The following is a 17,775-nucleotide window of genomic DNA, read 5'->3' as shown; positions in this document are numbered from 1 at the left end:
AAAATCCGGCGCTCCTTTGTTCAAAAAATACTCAAATACCGCCCTGAGTTTCCGGCTCACTGCTGGCAGCGGTCTCCAGACGTGGCAACCGCACTCCGCGCGGCAGGCTCGCCTCAGCGGAGGGATGCACCACCTCCGAAGGATCACGCCCCAAAACGCGCCGCCGCCGGGCGAGGAAAAACTTGCCGAAACCACGCGTACTGCCCGCCGAAGGCGCGGTCGCGTCCTGCGGGAACCGACGCGCCCACTGCGCAGGCAGCGGCAGCCCAGTGGCCTCCATCTGCTCCAACATCCACACCAGCGGTACATTGCCCAAACCGCGCGCGGGGGCGAACTCGCCGATATGCCCGCCCACATCCCCGTGGCTGCCCCTAAACCAAACCTGTTTCACGTCATCCAAACGGTGCTCAGGCACCTCCCACAGCTGCGGGGCATAGGCCAACCGGGTCTCATCCATCGCAAGCGCATGAAACCCGCGTCGCACCGATCGCCCCAATACGTTGGAATGAAACTCATGTACCGCAGGCGCGAACCGCCAGACCAACGGCCAGCGAATGCCCAGCGCGCGCACCGTATCAAACACACAGACTGCATCAATCTGCACCTTGGGTACGCAATGCTCTGCCGCAAACGCCCGCGCCTCGGCGCTATCGGGACGATGACGATAAAGGTCATAGACCTCCTCCAGCCGCCCATGGTTCACCGCATCCGCACGCAACAACCCGATGCGATTGATCAGCCCCGCCAAGGCACGCACGCCGTAAGCCCCGCGCGAATACCCGACAAAGTAGATCTGATCCCCGGGGTGATACCGCTCCGCCAAAAAGCCATAGGCGCGCTTGATCTGACGGTTGATCCCGACACCGGCCATAACCTCATGGCCTCGGCGCCATCCGCGCCACTGGATCCCCGGCTCGTAGTATAGGCACAGCCCCGGGACCTCTTGCAGCAGCCGCCAAATGCGCGCCACGTTGGTCTCAAGTCCCGGTGTCAGCGACGACATAGTCCCGTCCAGCAACACGACATGGATTTGCGCTTCGGGCGGACCCTCGGCGCTTGGGGCGTGGCGCGTCTTGAGCCAGCCTCGGAGCCTGTCACTCAGCCGCAATCGCGCGCCCCTCGGCCTCCCGCAGCATGGCCCACATGCGTGCGGGCGTGAACGGCATATCTACCTTGCGCAGACCCAGTGGCCACAGCGCATCCAGCGCCGCATTACCAACCGCGGCTATCGCGCCCACGGTGCCTGCCTCACCACAGCCCTTCATTCCCAGCACATTGGCCGTCGAGGGCACGGGTTCAGAATAAAATGCAATCATCGGAAGATTATCGGCGCGTGGCATCCCGTAGTCCATGAACGTCGCCGTGAGCAGCTGACCGCTTTCGTCATAAACCACCGCCTCGCTAAGGCACTGCCCCACGCCCTGCGCCACACCGCCATGCACCTGCCCCTCCGCCAGCATTGGGTTCATCAGATTGCCGAAATCATCGACCACAGTGTATTTTTCCACCGTCACGACCCCGGTGTCTTTGTCGATTTCCAATTCACAAACGTGGCACCCGTTGGGAAAGCTGCGTCCGGGCAAGGTTGTCGTCTCGGAGGTGCGTAACAAGTCCTCACGCCCCGCAGCGCGCGCTTCATCCGCGGCCTCTAGCACTGTCATCACCCGGTTGGACCCGTCTGAGCGGAAGCTGCCTTCCCCAAAGCTGACGGTGTCTGCCTCGACTTCCAGCAAGTCTGCCACAAAGGGCGTGAACCGCGCGACCACCGCCTCAGAGGCGGCCTTGGTCGCGGTGCCTTGCGTCGTGACCGAGCGGGATCCGCCCGTGCCGCCGCCCTTGGCGATGCGTTTGCTGTCGCCCTGCACGATTTTGACGTTCTCGGGCGGGATACCCAGCCATTCGTACACAAACTGGCTATAGACTGTTTCGTGGCCCTGCCCGTTCGATTGGGTGCCAACATACAGCGTCGCGATGCCCGGCTCTTCAAAAGCCACCATTGCGGTTTCTTCTGGATTCCCAAGGATCGACTCGATGTAATAGCAAAGCCCCACGCCGCGCAGCTTGCCCTCCGCCTCAGAGGCGGCGCGCCGGGCGGCAAAGCCCGCCAAATCGGCTTCCTGCTCGGCACGGCTTAGGACGCGGTCAAAATCACCGACGTCATAAATCTCACCCACGGCGCTGGTGTAGGGGAACTTTTCGGTCGGGATGAACGATTTACGGCGCAGCGCAAGCGGGTCAACGCCCAACTCCCGCGCGGCATAATCCATCGCCCGCTCCAGCACATAAATCGCCTCAGGCCGTCCCGCGCCCCGGTACGCATCCACCTGTGTGGTGTTCGTATAGACCCCCACATTGCGCATGAACACGTCGCGCACATCGTACACGCCGGGCAGCACTTTCGCGAACAACTCCGACTGGATGAACTGCGCATAGCCCGAGTTATACGCCCCCAAATTCGCAACTGAATCCATGCTGTAGGCCGTCAGCTTGTGATCGGCATCAAAGCCAAGCCGGGCGGTGCAAATCAAGTCGCGGCCCGCGTTGTCCGACAACATGCTCTCGGTGCGTTCCGCCATCCAGCGCACGGGCCGGCCCAACGCATGGGTCGCATGGGCAACGATGAACGTCTCGGGATAGCTCATGGCCTTCATCCCAAAGCCACCGCCCACGTCGGGGTTCGTCACGCGGACCTCATCCTTGGTGAACCCGAGGAACTTGGCAAGGTCATCGCGTGGCCCCCAAACACCCTGCCCGTTCACACACACGTGGATGCCGCCATCCTCAATCTCGGCAAAACAGCCGCGTGGCTCTAGCGAATTGGCGATAATACGCGTGTCATCCACAGTCAGCTCGACCACATGCGCCGCCGCCTCAAAGGCCCGGTCCACGGCGTCCGCATCGCCCGTTTCCCACGTGTAGGCGACATTGCCCGGGGCCTCGGCGTGCAGGTCCACCCCGCCGCCCGGCGCCACGTCCAATTTGACAGGCAGGCTCTCGAAGTCAAAGACAATCAGCTCCGAGGCCGCTTTCGCTTGGTCCAGAGTCTCAGCCACCACAAAGGCCACAGGCTCGCCCACAAAACGCACGCGTCCCTCGGCCAACAATGGCCGCTTGGGCGCAGCACCTTTGACACCATCGCGGTTCTTGATGATCGAGGCGCTCATAGCTGTGTCCCGCCCTGCGGCGGCCAAATCTTCAGCCGTCAGCACCATGACCACGCCGGGGGCCGCGCGGGCCGCGCTCACGTCAAGGGTGGTGATTTCGCCATGCGCCACAGAGGATCGGAACACGAACCCAAACAACGCATCACGCGGGGCAATGTCATCGACATACTGCCCGCCCCCCGTCAACAACCGTAGGTCCTCGACCCGGCGCATCGCTTGGCTGGTTCCAAATCCGCTCATGAACGTTCCTCCTGCGTTGTGACTGACAGTAGGAAAGCCCACAGGGAAGTCCAGCACAGCGGCCTGCTTTGGCGCAAAATTCTTGGGTTTTTGCACATGCACGCCGCTCACCCATACAGCCCGCGCGGATCGGTCGGCACGAATGCCCCAAACGGACCACCACAACAAGGGCCCGCACGGCAAAACAGCACGCTAAACCGCCCCCATCCCCCGCACAGGCACGCCCGACCCAGACCAGCGGCTTGTGACGCCTTCGCGGTTGCGCTATTTGCCACGCGAAACCGTGAGGAAAGAGCCCGATGTCGATGGAAAAAACGTTCAATGCCGCTGAGGCCGAAGCCCGCATTTCCGCCAAGTGGTTGGCCGAGAAATGCTTTGCCGCTGGCGCCAACTGGGACGGAGCCAAGGACAGCTTTTCCATCGTGATCCCGCCCCCGAACGTGACCGGCTCCCTGCACATGGGGCACGCGTTCAACAACACGTTGCAAGACATTCTGGTTCGCTGGAAGCGGATGCAAGGTTTTGACACCCTCTGGCAGCCCGGCACCGACCACGCGGGCATCGCAACCCAAATGGTGACAGAGCGTGAGATGGCCGAAAACGGCGAACCCACTCGCGCCGAAATGGGCCGTGAGGCGTTTTTGCAGCGCGTCTGGCAGCAAAAAGCCAAATCGCGCGGCACGATCATCGGCCAGTTGCAGCGCCTAGGTGCGTCCTGCGATTGGGACCGTGAGGCATTTACGATGGGTGGCGCTCCCGGTGACCCCGACGCAAGCGAGCAAAACTTCCACGACGCGGTCATCAAAGTCTTTGTTGAGATGTACAACAAAGGCCTGATCTATCGCGGCAAACGTTTGGTCAACTGGGACCCCAATTTTGAGACCGCGATCTCGGACCTAGAGGTCGAGAACATCGAAGTCGCGGGCCACATGTGGCACTTCAAATACCCCCTCGCGGGCGGCGCGACCTATGAATACGTTGAAAAGGATGAGGACGGAAACGTCACCCTCCGCGAAACACGCGACTACATCTCGATCGCGACCACGCGGCCCGAAACGATGCTGGGCGACGGCGCCGTAGCCGTGCACCCATCGGATGAACGGTATGCGCCAATTGTTGGAAAACTCTGCGAAATTCCTGTCGGGCCCAAGGAACATCGCCGCCTGATCCCGATCATCACCGACGACTACCCCGATCCCGATTTCGGCTCGGGCGCGGTAAAAATCACCGGTGCGCACGACTTTAATGACTACGGCGTGGCCAAGCGCGGCGGCATCCCCTGCTACCGCCTAATGGACACCAAGGCCGCGATGCGTGCCGATGGCGCGCCCTACGCTGAAGCCGCAGCCATCGCCCAAGAGGTCGCAGATGGTAAGCGCACACTAACCGAAAGCGAAACCGACGCCCTCAACCTCGTGCCCGAAGATTACCGCGGCATGGACCGGTTCGCCGCGCGCGATGCCGTTGTCGCCGCCATCACGGCCGAAGGCCTCGCGGTCATGACGACCGAGACCGTCACGGATGAGGACGGAGCCGAGCAAACGCGCGCCATACCGATGGTCGAAAACAAGCCCATCATGCAGCCCTTTGGCGACCGCTCCAAAGTCGTGATTGAGCCGATGCTGACCGACCAATGGTTCGTCGACGCCGAACAAATCGTCACCCCCGCACTGGACGCGGTCCGCGACGGTACCGTCAAAATCCTGCCCGAAAGCGGTGAGAAAACCTACTACCACTGGCTCGAAAACATCGAGCCGTGGTGCATTTCGCGCCAATTGTGGTGGGGGCACCAAATCCCGGTGTGGTTCGATGCCGATGGCAACCAATATTGCGCCACCACCGAAGCCGAGGCACAGGCCCAAGCTGGCGCGGGCGTTGCCCTCACGCGCGACCCCGACGTCCTCGACACCTGGTTCTCCTCGGGCCTGTGGCCCATCGGCACGCTCGGCTGGCCCGAACCCACCCCCGAGATGGAGAAATACTTCCCCACGTCCGTCCTTGTGACCGGCCAAGACATCCTATTTTTCTGGGTCGCCCGGATGATGATGATGCAGCTTGCGGTCGTGGACGAAATCCCCTTCCACGAGGTCTACCTCCACGGTCTTGTCCGCGACGCCAAGGGCAAGAAGATGTCCAAATCCGTGGGCAACGTGGTCGACCCGCTGGACGTGATCGACGAATTCGGCGCCGATGCACTGCGGTTCTCAAGCGCAGCGATGGCGGCCTTGGGCGGTGTGCTCAAGCTGGATATGGAGCGGATCAAGGGCTACCGGAACTTCGGCACCAAACTGTGGAACGCCGCCCGCTTTGCGGAACTGTATGAGGCCGTCGGCGCGGACGCCGCCCCCAAAACGACCCAACCCACGCCCGAGGCCACCCTCAACAAATGGATCATAGGTGAGGTCGGCCGCACCCGCGAAGCCGTCGATGCGGCCCTTGCGGATTACCGGTTTAACGATGCGGCGAACGCGCTTTATGCTTTTGTCTGGGGCACTTACTGCGATTGGTACGTCGAATTCTCAAAGCCCCTATTGCAGGGTGATGACGCGGCCGCCAAGGCTGAAACCCAAGCCACCCTCGCGTGGGCGCTGGACCAATGCATCCTGATGCTGCACCCGATCATGCCGTTCATCACTGAGGACCTCTGGGCCCAAACCGCCCAGCGCGACACGATGTGTGTGCACGGCGCTTGGCCCACCGTCGGGGCCGAGGCTGTCGATCCACAGGCCGACGCCGAAATGAACTGGGTCATTGGTTTCATCGAAGGCATCCGCTCCGCGCGCGCGCAAATGAACGTGCCTGCTGGGTTGTATATCCCCGTGGTCCGTCTAGAGGCCGACGCCACCGCCCGCGCGGCCTATGCCAACAACAAGGCCCTGATCGACCGGATGGCCCGGATCGAAAGCCTGACGGACGCCGACACCGCCCCCAAAGGCGCGATCTCGGTGGCTGTGGGGGCTGCCAGCTTTGCCCTGCCGCTCAAAGACATCATCGACGTCGACAAGGAACGCGGCCGGCTAGAGAAGAACCTCGGCAAGTTGGACAAAGAGATCAAGGGCTTGTCGGGCCGGGTCAACAACCCCAAGTTCGCCGTTTCTGCCCCCGCCGAAGTGGTCGAAGAAGCCCGTGCAAACCTTGCCGCCCGTGAGGGAGAGGCCGAGGTGGTGCGCGCCGCCCTTGCCCGCTTGGCCGAGATCTAACAGCGCATCATCCGGGCGGCGGGTCACACGATCCGCCGCCCGCCTCCAACGCACACGGGGCCAATTCAAACGGGACCAACGCACACGCACCCGTGAGCAGAGGTGATTTGTCTCCCGCCGCGGCCAAGGGCATCTAGGGTTCAACGACACATGTCATTTGATCTCTTGTTAAGGACACATCCTCATGCCTCTCACGCGCCGCACTTTGCTCATCGCTTCCGCAGCCTCCCTCGCCACTGTCTACGGCATCCAATCCGTCATCGCTGATACCGGCGATCTGGGCGGGCTGATCTACAAAACCTCCGACGGGATCGCCATAGACGGCACCGACACCGTGGCCTACTTTACCCAAGGCAAGCCCGTTGCGGGTTCCGCCGAGTTCACCCACGACTGGCAAGGTGCGACATGGCAGTTCGCCTCTGCCGAGAATCGCGATCTGTTTGCAGCCGACCCCACCGCCTATGCCCCCCAATACGGCGGCTACTGCGCCTGGGCCGTGGGTGAGAAAAACAGCCTCGCCTCCACCGAGCCAGAGCGTTGGGCCATCGTAGACGACAAGCTTTACCTAAACTTTAACCGCGGCGTGCAGCGTCGCTGGGACAAGGATCGTGCAGGCTTCATTGCCCAAGGCGATATCAACTGGCCCGATCTGGTGGCCGGAAACTCCTGACCCATGCAACACGCGCCGCGACCCACCACTGGGCGCGGCGTTTTTATTTGTAACCCACACGCGCGTGCCGAACTGCATTCCCCTGCGGCAGCACCTCAACGGACCGCACCAAGATAATCTCACACCCCGCAGGGAACCCATCGCTGCGCACCCGCGATGAGGTCCAAGGCCGCAGCCCATCACCCGTCACGCTGACCAAGTAGCCGCGTATTTGCACGGCCTGCCCCACCTTAACCGTCATCAGTGCCGCTTTGACCGCGGCATCGACCGGGATCACATGATTGTTCGTTACCAGATGATCCCAATCGTGGGGCATCGTGCGGGTGTCGTCCGCCTGAAATCGTATCATCCGGGTGCCGGTGCGATACCGTACCCGGGCGTCATATTCCGGGTCTAACAACTCTCCGTAAATTATTCCTAAATCCAACGGTGAGACCTTTGCCACCGCATCAAACCTGTAGGGTTTGCGCGTCACGACCCGTCCCGTCAGGACATAACTCTCAAGGATTTCAGCCGTAAAGCCTGCTCCCAGATCGACCGAAACGTTCTGAATATCGACCTGCTGCGGCGCAGCCCCAAGGGGCACATCCCCGCTCACGACCGGCAGATCGCCCGTCGCCAAATCAACAGGCGGCCCCGCAAATGGCCGCCCCGCATCCACTGCCGTCAGCACCAAGCCCACAGCCACAAAACCCACCGCCAACAGGGACATATCACTCTTGTCGAACATGCCCCCACCTAGCCGGCCCCAGTGGCAAAAGTGAGGCGTAAGCCCCCCTAATCCATCCAAACATATCCCCATAAACGGCCCGCTTGGGACAAATAAAAGCCGGATTCCGGCCCATACTCAAAACCGTCACGTAGCGACAAACCGGGGACAATCCGATGACCATGCACCAACCGACCCTTCGTCCGGCCTACCCTGCCCCGCTCCCGCGCAAGCTGGTCTCGCTGCTGGTGCCCGTATTCAACGAACAAGAAGCAGTCTCAGCCTTTTTGACCGAAATCGACCGCGTCTTTGCGCCCCTGCACGCCACTTACGATTACGAGGTAATCTTTGTGAATGACGGCTCACGCGATGCGACCGAATTCGTGATCCGCAGCCGCATGGCCGACAACCCACATGTCCACCTGATCAACCTGTCGCGCAACTTTGGCAAAGAGGCGGCACTTTCTGCAGCCATCGACCACGCGCAGGGCGATGTGTGCATCCCCATTGACGTTGATTTGCAAGACCCGCCCGAGGTCATTCCCGAAATGCTAGACCTGTGGTCCAAGGGTGCCCAAATCGTTAACGCCCGCCGTGCCAACCGCACCCAAGACACATGGATCAAACGCAAGACCGCTCAAGGCTTCTACCGTGTTTTCAACGCACTCGCAGATCACAGCATCCCCCAAGACGTGGGCGACTTCCGGCTGCTCGATCGCCAAGTCATCGACGTTCTGCGCGACATGAATGAACGTGTCCGTTTCAACAAAGCTCTCTTTAGCTGGGTCGGATTCGAAACCGAAGAGGTCACCTTTGATCGCCCCGAACGCCAAGCCGGAACCAGCGCTTGGACCTATTGGAAACTGTGGAATTTCGCCCTCGACGGGATCTTCTCCTCCTCCACCGTGCCCTTGCGAATTTGGACCTACGCAGGCGGCACACTGGCCCTAATGGCCTTCCTCTATGCGGCCGTTTTGTTCTTTCGCACGCTTGTCGTTGGCATCGACGTGCCGGGCTACGCCTCAACGATGATCACCATTTTGATGTTCGGCGGGCTCAACCTTTTTGCCATCGGGATCGTTGGCGAATACATCGCGCGCATCTATTCGGAGGTCCGCGAGAGACCCCTTTACGTGCTGCGTTCCATCCATAATCCCGGGGGACAAAACTAATGGATCGAGCAGTTTTTGAGCGAATGGCCGCACAAGAAGAGGTGCATTGGTGGTTCGCCGCACGCCGCACCATCATTCGCACCGTCATTGAGCGGATGATCGACCTGCCGGACGCCCCCCGCATCCTAGAGGCGGGCTGCGGAACTGGCGGCAACCTCGGGATGCTCAGTGACTTTGGGGCCCTGCGCGCGTTTGAGTTGGACCATGACGCCCGCGCCACCGCTACCCAGAAAAGCGGCGTCGCCGTGGCCGAGGGCGCATTGCCCGGCCCCCTCCCGTTTGAGGCTGAGACCTTCGATCTGATCGGGCTTTTCGACGTTCTGGAACACGTCGAGGACCATCAGGCATCGCTGGCTGCCCTGCGCACAAAACTCGCGCCAAAGGGACGCGTCCTCATGACCGTGCCCGCGTTTCCGTGGCTGTGGTCCGCGCATGATGAACGGCACCACCACTACCGCCGCTACACCCGTGCCAGCCTAAAGGGCGTCGCGAACGATGCGGGCCTGCGCGTAGAACGCAGCTTTTACTTTAACTCCGCACTTTTCCCCGTGGCCGTCGCAGGGCGCGCAATCAAATCGGTCCTGCGCAGCGATGCCGTCGATGACGCGCTGCCTGCCCCCATAATCAACAGCGCGCTGCGCGGTGTCTTTGCCGCCGAGCGCCACCTTGTGGGGCGCCTTGCGCTGCCCTTTGGCCTCTCGCTCTGCGCGGTCCTATCCGCCGACGACGACTGATGCTAGCGGCACAACTGACACGCTTTGCCAGTGTTGGCGCGCTCGCGACGGGCGTCCATGTGGGTGTCGCGCTCGGGGCGGCACATGGCCTGATGCTCGCGCCGCAAATGGCCAATACCGCAGGGTTTTGCGCCGCCGTGCTGCTGTCGTACTTTGGGCATGGGCGCTGGGTGTTTCACACCGACCTACGCCACCGCCTCCACGGGCCACGGTTCCTCGCGACAGCGGTTTTGGGGCTTGTGGTGTCGTCGTCCATCACACAAACGATGACCGTCTGGCTCGGCGCGCCGTTTGCCCTGACGATGGCATGTGTGGCTCTCGCTGTGCCCGCCTCCACCTATTTGATGTGCAAATTCTGGGTGTTCCGGCCGGATTATTCCGCCGCCTCGTAAACCACGAGGGTGGCGCCCGTGATCGGCCGCACCAGCCCCGCACACGTGGGCGGCACCTCACCGGGTGCTACTGCGCGTACATAGTATTCCGCGCCCGTGGCCTGCAGGGTCGCGCCCATTGCCTCACACGTCCCGGCCTGCCGCTGATCCTCATCCCATAGGGCAATCGCGGGCCAGCCAATGACCTCCGCGTGCTCGGGCTTTGGGGTTAACACCTGATCAATCCGCGCGCGCGTCAGCGCAGCCTGCGCGGGTTGTGCAACGGAAAACAACTTAAAATCCACATAAGCGCTGCGCTGCGCGTAGTGCCGAAACGATGACAGTCCGACGGGGATCACAAACAGCGCATCTTGGGGCGTTTGCGCACGGATTTGCGCCAACACGTCGCGGGTCTCTGCCGGCACAAAGGGTGGCAGCGTCGCGGGCGGGAACACCAACGGCACCGCCAAGCACGCCCCCACCGCAGTCGCCCGTGGCCCCCATTCGAACCGGTGCAGACCCATGACCACGACGCCCGCCGCAAGCATCCCAGCCCCTGCCACGCTGCCGTTCACGCCCACGATCGCGGCCAAAACCACCCCGCACCCAAGGCTGGCCGCGCCCACGCCCACGCGCCACATTCCCGCGAGGGCGATCACAGGTCCTAGCACAAACAACAAAGGGGTTGAGCGGTTGGCATCTAGGATAAACAGGGCCGAGGTTTCGGCGACCCCCAGCTTATACACCACCAAGGTCACAGCGTGCAGAACCGTAAAGGCCAGCATCAGCCCGACACCAAAACGCCCCAGCCAACGATCCGTCCGCGCAACCAACGCGGTCCCGAGCCAACCGGCCAACAGATACAGCGTCGCAACCCCGATATCCCCCCACGGCGGATCGTAATGATGCGGCGCGCGAAAGCGGTAGGCATCGGTGATCAGGTCGATCTGAACCCCCTCACCGCCCGCGTCCACCAACACCCCGCGCCCCACGATCCACACAGCAGGCAACGCCGCGATCAACGCTACAAACGCCAGCGTCCAAGTCGCGCGCGGCTGCGCGAGCAACAGGCCCAGCCCCACAATCCACGCCCCGTGGATCGCGGTCATCGGCTGGGCATAGGCAGCCCCCGCCAAACACAGCCCCGCCAACACAAAACGCCGTCCCAGCGTAGCGGCAACTGCCAACAGCACAGAGGCCAAGGCCATGTTGTGATGATGGAAAAACGCACCAATCAAACCGCCAAAATCACCGCGCCCCAATCCGTCCAGCGGCCCCAACACCCCCAGCGCCAGCACTACGGGCAGCGCCAGAATCGGCGCACCGAACCCGCCAAGTGCCCCCATCACGGCCCCCGCGCACACAACGGCCAAGGCAATGACCGCCACACGGAACACAGCCTCCACGCCCGGGCCGCTCTGCCCCAACCAATAGACCCATTCGTAAACCAGCGCATGGTTGGCAAACATGCGCAGCTGGTCATCGCGGGCAAACAGTGCGCCGTTTGCTTTGTATTCAGCCAAGGGCGCATAGGCGAAATCATCGCCAAACGGAAACGGCACATGCCCCACAAGCGCATGGGCCATCAGCCCAAATGCCACGGCGAACACTCCTGCAATAAGGGGGGAACGGGTCTCCATACGGCTTTTGTGGCCGCGCGCGGGGCCTCTGCCAAGTCTGCATTCCAGCTTGCGCCCACAATCGACGGGCACGTTGACCCAGCGGCAACACTCACCACACGAAATACCAACGAAAAAGGCCAAGCCGCCCAGCAGCTTGGCCCCCAATGTTAACGCGCTCAGTCCCTACAGCATGAACTGATAGGTCGCAGGCGTGTAGCGGAACCCATCCGCGCGCGGCTCGACAAATCCGACCCCGGGGAACGGCATGTGATAGCCCAGCATCGGCAGCTTGTCGGCGGCCAACATGCCCAACACATTGCGCCGGGTCGCGGCAGCGGCGGCCTTGTCACGGTCAAACCGCACCTCCCAGTCGGGATAGCCCAGCGACCAGACATAGTGGTTGGCCAAATCCGCCGTTAAAACCAACTGCCGACCGGCGCTTTCAATCATGTAGCCCATGTGCCCCGGCGTGTGGCCAAACATCGCCATCGCGGTCACGCCAGACGCCACCGCGCCACCGTCCTCCAGAAAGGTCATCTGTTCGGCCAAGGGGGCGACTTTGGTGTCAAACCCCTCATTCCCGGTGCCGGACATCGTATCAAATTCGACCCGCCCAGTGAGGTAAGCGGCATTGGCAAACGTGGGCGTGCCATCCTCACGGGTTAACCCACCAATGTGGTCGCCGTGGGAATGAGTGATCACGACATGTGTAATCGCATCGGCGCTATACCCCGCCTGCTCCAACAGCCCCGAGATCCCCTCACCGGAAAACCCAGTATCGAACAGGATCAGCTCCGCGCCTGTGTTAACCACAGTCGGATTGAAAAAGAACTGCACCTTATCGTCAGGGATAAACGCCTGCGCAGACGCCTCTGCGAATGTCTTTTCATCGACATTCATGCCGAAAATCCCCTGCGGCTCTTCTACGGTGCGGGTGCCCCCCAATAGGGCGGTCACTTCCATCTCGCCCACGGCGAAGCGATGGAATGTGGGCTGCGTGTTGCCCAGCTTGTCGGTCATGCCTTGGGCAGACACATTGGTGGCGGCGGCACCCGCAAAGGGTAACGCGGCAGAGGCTGCCAAGGCTTGGCGACGGGTAAAGGTTGTCATGGGTTTCTCCCTCTTAAATGTCTTTCCCAAGACATAGCGCGACTGCGCCCACAGTCCCGCCCCTGATGCGCACACAAAGCCGTGACACTGGACATCGGCGCGCGCGCATGACACATCCCCGCCCAAAGGAGTCCCCCATGACCACCACCCGTTTTGCCCCTTCGCCCACAGGCTACCTGCACGTCGGCAACCTGCGCACCGCGCTGTTTAACTACCTGATCGCGCGCAAGGCGGGCGGGACCTTCATCCTGCGCCTCGACGACACCGATCCGGAGCGTTCGAAGCCCGAATTCGCAGACGCCATCAAAGAGGACCTCGAATGGCTGGGCCTGACATGGGACCGGGTTGAGACGCAATCCTCACGGCTAGACCGCTACGTCGCCGCCGCCGACGATCTGCGCAGCAAGGGCCGGTTCTACGAGGCCTTCGAGACCCCGATTGAGCTGGATCTCAAGCGCAAAAAACAACTGAATATGGGCAAGCCCCCTGTTTATGACCGCGCAGCCCTCGCGCTCAGCGACGCCGAAAAAGACGCCCTCCGCGCAGAACGCGGCGACGGCGTGTGGCGGTTCAAACTGGACCACACACGTATCGAATGGTCCGACCAAATTCTGGGTGAGATGTCGATCGACGCAGCCTCCGTGTCGGACCCTGTCCTGATCCGCGGCGATGGCCAATTCCTTTACACACTGGCCTCCGTCGTCGATGACACGGAAATGGGCGTGACACACGTGGTGCGCGGCTCGGACCACGTTACAAACACGGCCACACAGATTCAAATCATTGAGGCCCTCGGCGGCGCAGTGCCCAGCTTTGCGCACCACTCGCTCCTGACCGGCCCACAGGGTGAAGCACTGTCCAAACGGTTGGGTACACTGTCCCTGCGCGATCTTCGCGCCCGCGGCGTCGAGCCAATGGCGCTCTTGTCACACATGGCCCGCCTCGGCTCCTCCGATCCGTTTGAGCTGCGCACGTCGGTTGAAGAATTGGTCGAGAATTTCGACGTGACCCGCTTTGGCGCAGCCCCGACCAAGTTCGATGAGGACGACCTCTTCCCAATCACGGCACGCCACCTCGCGTCCCTGCCGCTAGAAGGCGTGGCCTCGGACATCGCAAACCTAGGCGTGCCCAGCGATCAGGCCGAGCGGTTCTGGCGCGTCGTGCGCGAAAACATAACGACCCGCGCGGACATGGCCGCATGGTGGGCAATGTTCCAAAACGGAGCGACCGCAATCGTGGACGACGAAGACGCCGAGTTCGTAGCAACAGCCTTCGAGCTCCTGCCGTCCGCACCCTACGACGATAGCACTTGGGGCACATGGACCGCAGCCGTCAAAGAGACGACGGGCCGCAAAGGCAAAGGCCTGTTTATGCCCCTGCGCAAGGCGGTTACGGGCCGCGAACGCGGTCCAGACATGAGCGACGTCATGGCCCTGTTCCAGATCGCGCCGCCAAGACCATAAATCCCAAAAACTCGGCCAGCGCGCTTACAAACACGTGCTGGCCCCCAATGGTTAAGATTCAATGCCGGTTTGGTCTGGAACCTTCCGAACCAGAGCAGCGATCGTTGAAGCGCCATACCCCATACAAGACACTGCTAACGTTGACCCAACTGCGCCGATTTTTGGATATTTAAGAACCAAAGAAGCGATTAACCTTAACGCGTTATTAAGATCGTTGGTGCAGGGTGAAAGGGCGGTACAGGCGGGGACGCCGATGACCGTAACCGAAGAAGGAAGGCCCTCCGGCGTAGCGGACATGCGCGCTGCGAGGGCCTGACAAACCGGGCCTGGCTTTCATGAAAAAAGGGGCGCCACAATGTGCAGCGCCCCCCTCTTTGGTTTCTAAATATCCATCGCGGCGCGCGAAGCGCGGCGCAATCCGAAGGGTCTAGCTATTCACCGCGGCCATGATCTTCGCTTTCGCGCTTTCTGCGTCTTCGCCATAGCTGATCTTTTCGAACAGCTTGCCATCCGCATCTAACACATAGATCGAGGCGAAATGATCGAGGGTGTAGTCACCATCACCCAACGGCCGCTTTTGCCAGTAAACCCGCCAACTGCGCGCCATGGCCCAGACATCCTCAGGCGTGCCCGTGATACCGGTCACTCGGTCTGACTGTGCGGTCAGGTAGTCCGACAGGAACTCAGATGTGTCCCGCTCGGGGTCTACCGTAACAAAGAACGCTTCAACATCACCAGCCGCCGGACCGAGGTCCTGGAACCATGTCTCCATGTCATAGACCGTGGTCGGGCAGATTTCGGGGCAATGGGTAAACCCAAAGAACAGCAGGCTGGGCTGCCCTTTGAACGCGGCCTCGGTGATCTCGGCGCCCGTGTGATCCACCAGAGAAAATGGCGCGCCGAACTCGACGGACGTGGCCAAGCTGCCCGCCCCCGCGCCCGAGCGGCCATCCCACACGACCCGCAACAACAGCCCAGCCGATATCGCCAGCACACAGACCGACAGCCCCAGCAGGATCGTCAACATTCGTTTCGACATGTCTCTGCCCTCCCGAGCGGTTGGCTAGTGGTGTTTGTGGCCGTGGCTGCCGTGACCGTCCGCGCCGGTCATCTCACGCACTTGATCGAGGGGCAGCACGGCGAATGGCAGTGTCACCTCGCCCGCGTTTTCGAACACCAGTGTCACATCGTGACTGACGCCCGCGTCTAGGCCCTGAGGCAGCCCCATGAACATGATGTGCAGGCCACCGGGAACCAGCTTGACCATTTCACCGGCGGGCACCGCGATGCCACCTTCGACCTCGAACATACGCATAACGTCGCCGTCCATCTCCATGGTGTGCAGCTCAACCTTACCGGCGATATCTGCGCCCACGCGGGCGGCGATCAGGGTGTCATCTGTCGCACCCATGTTGTGCAGCGTGACAAAGCCACCGGCCGCGGGGGCCGCAGGGGGCGTTGCACGGATCATGGCGTTCATCACCATGATGTCGCCAACCTTGGCCTTGGCCATTTCACCATGGCTCATGCCGACTTTGCCGGTGCTGGTCACGGCCACAGGGGCGGCACTGGCGTGCGCGCCATCGTGATGGGCAGTGGCCGGAGTGAGCAAGCCAAGGCAAACAGCCGAAGCCAGCGCAAGAGACGCAGGTTTCCACATAGGATCATCCTTTTATTTTACGCCCCAGGCGTCCGATCCGGGGCAGATGCGCGCCGCGCGGGTGGCAGTCCGCGCTTTGCTTGGGGCAGATATGGCGTGATCCCCGCAGCGGTTCAAGGGCAAAGGGACCGCGTGTCGCAGGGGCGCTGCCACGAAAAAACCGCGCCCCAAGAGGCGCGGTTTTCAATTTTCACCAGCTGATTGCTGACGCTAATTTCCGTAGGCCACCGATGGCAGCCACGTCGTCAGCGCGGGGAAGGCAAACACAATGCCCAGACCCAACAGCTGCAGCAGCACGAAGGGGATCACGCCTTTGTAGATATGGCTCAGCGACACACCGGGGGGGCACACGCCCTTGAGGTAGAACAGCGCAAAGCCAACCGGCGGTGTCAGGAACGAGGTCTGCAACGTCACCGCGACAAGGATCGCGAACCACACAACGGCGGGGTCTTGGACCTGACCAAAGCCCGGCACAGCCAGCTCAAGGCCCTGAATGATCGGCAGCATCAGCGGCATGATGATGATTGTGATCTCGATCCAGTCCAGCAAGAAGCCCAGCAGGAACACGAGGAACAAGATGAATGCCACGATCATGTAGGGGTTATCAAAGATGCCCAAGATGTGGTTTTCGATGATCTCATCCCCACCGTAGCGGCGCAGAACGAAGGCAAAGAAGTTCGCCGCGAGGAAGATACCCACGATGTAACCGGCTGTGTTCAGAGTGGAGCGTGCGACCTCAACAAAGACTTTGAAGTTCAGCTTGCGGTTCAGAACCGCCAGCATCGTGGCCCCAAATGCACCCAGACCAGAGGCCTCGGTCGGCGTCGCGATACCCGCAAAGATCGAACCCAGCACCAGCAGGATCAGGAACATGGGCGGCACAACGGCCAACAATACTTCCTTAACCACGGGCCAGCCAACCTCATCGGTCTTTTCCGGCGCAGGCATCGAGCTGGGCGAGATCAGGCCAAACACCACGATGAACGTGATATACAGCGCACCCAGTAGCAGCCCGGGGAACAGCGCCCCCATGAACAGATCACCCAGCGAAATGGCCAGCTGATCGGACATGATCACCAGCATGATCGACGGAGGGATCAAAATCCCGAGCGTACCGGCAGAGGCAATCGTCCCCGTCGCAATCGGCTTGGAGTAGTTCTGCTTCATCATCGCAGGCAGGGCCATCACACCCAGCAACGTTACCGACGCACCAATCACCCCGGTCGAGGCCGCAAGGATGATCCCGATCAGCAGAACCGTCAGGGACAAACCACCCTTCAGGCCACCAAACAGCTTTTGCATAGCGTGCATCATCCGCTGCGCCACGCCGGATTGATCCAGCATCAGGCCCATGTAGATGAACATCGGCAGCGCCACCAAAACGGGGTTCTGCACGATATTGCCGAACAGCCGTGACCCCAGCGCCCCAAGGCGTTGGTAGTCGATGCCCGTACGGTCAAACTCAATCACATCGCGGAAATTGGACCGAAACGGATCAAGGAAAATCTCTGCGATCAACACAAAGATCAGCGACACACCCACCAGCGCGAACGCCACCGGGACGCCACGGAACAGCAGGAAAATAAAGGTGAGGAACATCGCCAGCACGGCGATTTCGTTGAGGGTGACAAACGCCCCCAGGACTTCAAGGATACCCATG

14 protein-coding genes are annotated in these 17,775 nt (G+C 61.5%); 6 read left to right on the top strand and 8 right to left on the bottom strand.

The features are described 5' to 3' along the window. Positions 1 to 31 precede the first annotated feature (31 nt). A complete protein-coding gene (locus PM04_RS11940; protein WP_052068465.1) occupies positions 32 to 1,108 on the bottom strand; it encodes a DUF2235 domain-containing protein in 1,077 nt (358 codons plus the stop codon). Then, positions 1,095 to 3,404 (bottom strand): xanthine dehydrogenase family protein molybdopterin-binding subunit, encoded by a 2,310-nt coding sequence (locus PM04_RS11935; RefSeq protein ID WP_038007040.1) that lies wholly within the window; start codon positions 3,402 to 3,404, stop codon positions 1,095 to 1,097. Before PM04_RS11935 ends, PM04_RS11940 begins: the two co-directional genes overlap by 14 nt. Positions 3,405 to 3,703: 299 nt before the next feature. On the opposite strand from PM04_RS11935, the gene PM04_RS11930 reads away from it, so the two are divergent. Both PM04_RS11930 and PM04_RS11925 read left to right on the top strand, forming a co-directional pair. After that, positions 3,704 to 6,604: a valine--tRNA ligase gene (locus PM04_RS11930; RefSeq protein ID WP_038007038.1), complete on the top strand. Its 2,901-nt coding sequence runs from the start codon at positions 3,704 to 3,706 to the stop codon at positions 6,602 to 6,604. Positions 6,605 to 6,788: 184 nt separating this feature from the next. Next, the gene (locus PM04_RS11925; protein WP_038007036.1) at positions 6,789 to 7,274 is read left to right on the top strand and encodes a YHS domain-containing (seleno)protein; all 486 of its coding nucleotides are present in this window, start codon (positions 6,789 to 6,791) and stop codon (positions 7,272 to 7,274) included. Positions 7,275 to 7,317: 43 nt separating this feature from the next. Here the strand turns inward: PM04_RS11925 and PM04_RS11920 are convergent, their stop codons facing one another. Continuing rightward, the gene (locus PM04_RS11920) at positions 7,318 to 8,004 is read right to left on the bottom strand and encodes a hypothetical protein (RefSeq protein WP_152594032.1); all 687 of its coding nucleotides are present in this window, start codon (positions 8,002 to 8,004) and stop codon (positions 7,318 to 7,320) included. A 155-nt stretch (positions 8,005 to 8,159) separates the two neighbouring features. Here PM04_RS11920 and PM04_RS11915 point away from each other — a divergent pair, with 155 nt between their 5' ends. The 3 genes from PM04_RS11915 to PM04_RS17405 are packed head-to-tail and all read left to right on the top strand — an operon-like array spanning position 8,160 to position 10,281. After that, positions 8,160 to 9,155, top strand: coding sequence for a glycosyltransferase family 2 protein (locus PM04_RS11915; protein WP_152594031.1), 996 nt, complete (start codon positions 8,160 to 8,162; stop codon positions 9,153 to 9,155). Further along, complete coding sequence (locus PM04_RS11910) at positions 9,155 to 9,889, top strand: bifunctional 2-polyprenyl-6-hydroxyphenol methylase/3-demethylubiquinol 3-O-methyltransferase UbiG (RefSeq protein WP_038007029.1); 735 nt, start codon at positions 9,155 to 9,157, stop codon at positions 9,887 to 9,889. The genes PM04_RS11915 and PM04_RS11910 overlap by 1 nt, the downstream gene beginning before the upstream one ends. Continuing rightward, positions 9,889 to 10,281, top strand: a complete 393-nt coding sequence (locus PM04_RS17405; protein WP_052068455.1) for a GtrA family protein — start codon at positions 9,889 to 9,891, stop codon at positions 10,279 to 10,281. The genes PM04_RS11910 and PM04_RS17405 overlap by 1 nt, the downstream gene beginning before the upstream one ends. Here PM04_RS17405 and PM04_RS11895 read toward each other — a convergent pair. Further along, positions 10,263 to 11,861, bottom strand: a complete 1,599-nt coding sequence (locus PM04_RS11895; RefSeq protein ID WP_038007026.1) for a DUF6798 domain-containing protein — start codon at positions 11,859 to 11,861, stop codon at positions 10,263 to 10,265. The two genes, PM04_RS17405 and PM04_RS11895, sit on opposite strands and share 19 nt — an antisense overlap. Positions 11,862 to 12,065: 204 nt before the next feature. Next, complete coding sequence (locus PM04_RS11890) at positions 12,066 to 12,992, bottom strand: MBL fold metallo-hydrolase (protein WP_038007022.1); 927 nt, start codon at positions 12,990 to 12,992, stop codon at positions 12,066 to 12,068. 137 nt (positions 12,993 to 13,129) lie between these two features. On the opposite strand from PM04_RS11890, the gene gltX reads away from it, so the two are divergent. After that, complete coding sequence (gltX, locus tag PM04_RS11885) at positions 13,130 to 14,455, top strand: glutamate--tRNA ligase (RefSeq protein WP_038007020.1); 1,326 nt, start codon at positions 13,130 to 13,132, stop codon at positions 14,453 to 14,455. Between the two features lie 427 nt (positions 14,456 to 14,882). Here the strand turns inward: gltX and PM04_RS11880 are convergent, their stop codons facing one another. The 3 genes from PM04_RS11880 to PM04_RS11870 all read right to left on the bottom strand — a co-directional run bounded on the left by PM04_RS11880 (position 14,883) and on the right by PM04_RS11870 (position 17,774). After that, a complete protein-coding gene (locus PM04_RS11880) occupies positions 14,883 to 15,494 on the bottom strand; it encodes an SCO family protein (protein ID WP_052068454.1) in 612 nt (203 codons plus the stop codon). A 24-nt stretch (positions 15,495 to 15,518) separates the two neighbouring features. Beyond that, a complete protein-coding gene (locus PM04_RS11875) occupies positions 15,519 to 16,115 on the bottom strand; it encodes a copper chaperone PCu(A)C (RefSeq protein WP_052068453.1) in 597 nt (198 codons plus the stop codon). 210 nt (positions 16,116 to 16,325) lie between these two features. Then, positions 16,326 to 17,774, bottom strand: a complete 1,449-nt coding sequence (locus PM04_RS11870) for a TRAP transporter large permease subunit (RefSeq protein WP_038007019.1) — start codon at positions 17,772 to 17,774, stop codon at positions 16,326 to 16,328. Position 17,775: the final 1 nt, after the last annotated feature.

This window comes from Thalassobacter sp. 16PALIMAR09 (assembly GCF_000765485.1).
Lineage (GTDB): Bacteria > Pseudomonadota > Alphaproteobacteria > Rhodobacterales > Rhodobacteraceae > Thalassobacter > Thalassobacter stenotrophicus.
The sequence above is the reverse complement of the archived record's forward strand: the minus strand, read 5'-3'. Positions and strand labels throughout refer to the sequence as shown.

Bases quoted from the DNA above. Each gene is read 5' to 3' on its own strand.
- PM04_RS11935 (WP_038007040.1), bottom strand. From the start codon at position 3,404: ATGAGCGGATTTGGAACCAGCCAAGCGATGCGCCGGGTCGAGGACCTA.
- PM04_RS11930 (WP_038007038.1), top strand. From the start codon at position 3,704: ATGTCGATGGAAAAAACGTTCAATGCCGCTGAGGCCGAAGCCCGCATT.
- PM04_RS11925 (WP_038007036.1), top strand. From the start codon at position 6,789: ATGCCTCTCACGCGCCGCACTTTGCTCATCGCTTCCGCAGCCTCCCTC.
- PM04_RS11920 (WP_152594032.1), bottom strand. From the start codon at position 8,004: ATGTTCGACAAGAGTGATATGTCCCTGTTGGCGGTGGGTTTTGTGGCT.
- PM04_RS11915 (WP_152594031.1), top strand. From the start codon at position 8,160: ATGACCATGCACCAACCGACCCTTCGTCCGGCCTACCCTGCCCCGCTC.
- PM04_RS11910 (WP_038007029.1), top strand. From the start codon at position 9,155: ATGGATCGAGCAGTTTTTGAGCGAATGGCCGCACAAGAAGAGGTGCAT.
- PM04_RS17405 (WP_052068455.1), top strand. From the start codon at position 9,889: ATGCTAGCGGCACAACTGACACGCTTTGCCAGTGTTGGCGCGCTCGCG.
- PM04_RS11890 (WP_038007022.1), bottom strand. From the start codon at position 12,992: ATGACAACCTTTACCCGTCGCCAAGCCTTGGCAGCCTCTGCCGCGTTA.
- gltX (WP_038007020.1), top strand. From the start codon at position 13,130: ATGACCACCACCCGTTTTGCCCCTTCGCCCACAGGCTACCTGCACGTC.
- PM04_RS11880 (WP_052068454.1), bottom strand. From the start codon at position 15,494: ATGTCGAAACGAATGTTGACGATCCTGCTGGGGCTGTCGGTCTGTGTG.
- PM04_RS11875 (WP_052068453.1), bottom strand. From the start codon at position 16,115: ATGTGGAAACCTGCGTCTCTTGCGCTGGCTTCGGCTGTTTGCCTTGGC.
- PM04_RS11870 (WP_038007019.1), bottom strand. From the start codon at position 17,774: ATGGGTATCCTTGAAGTCCTGGGGGCGTTTGTCACCCTCAACGAAATC.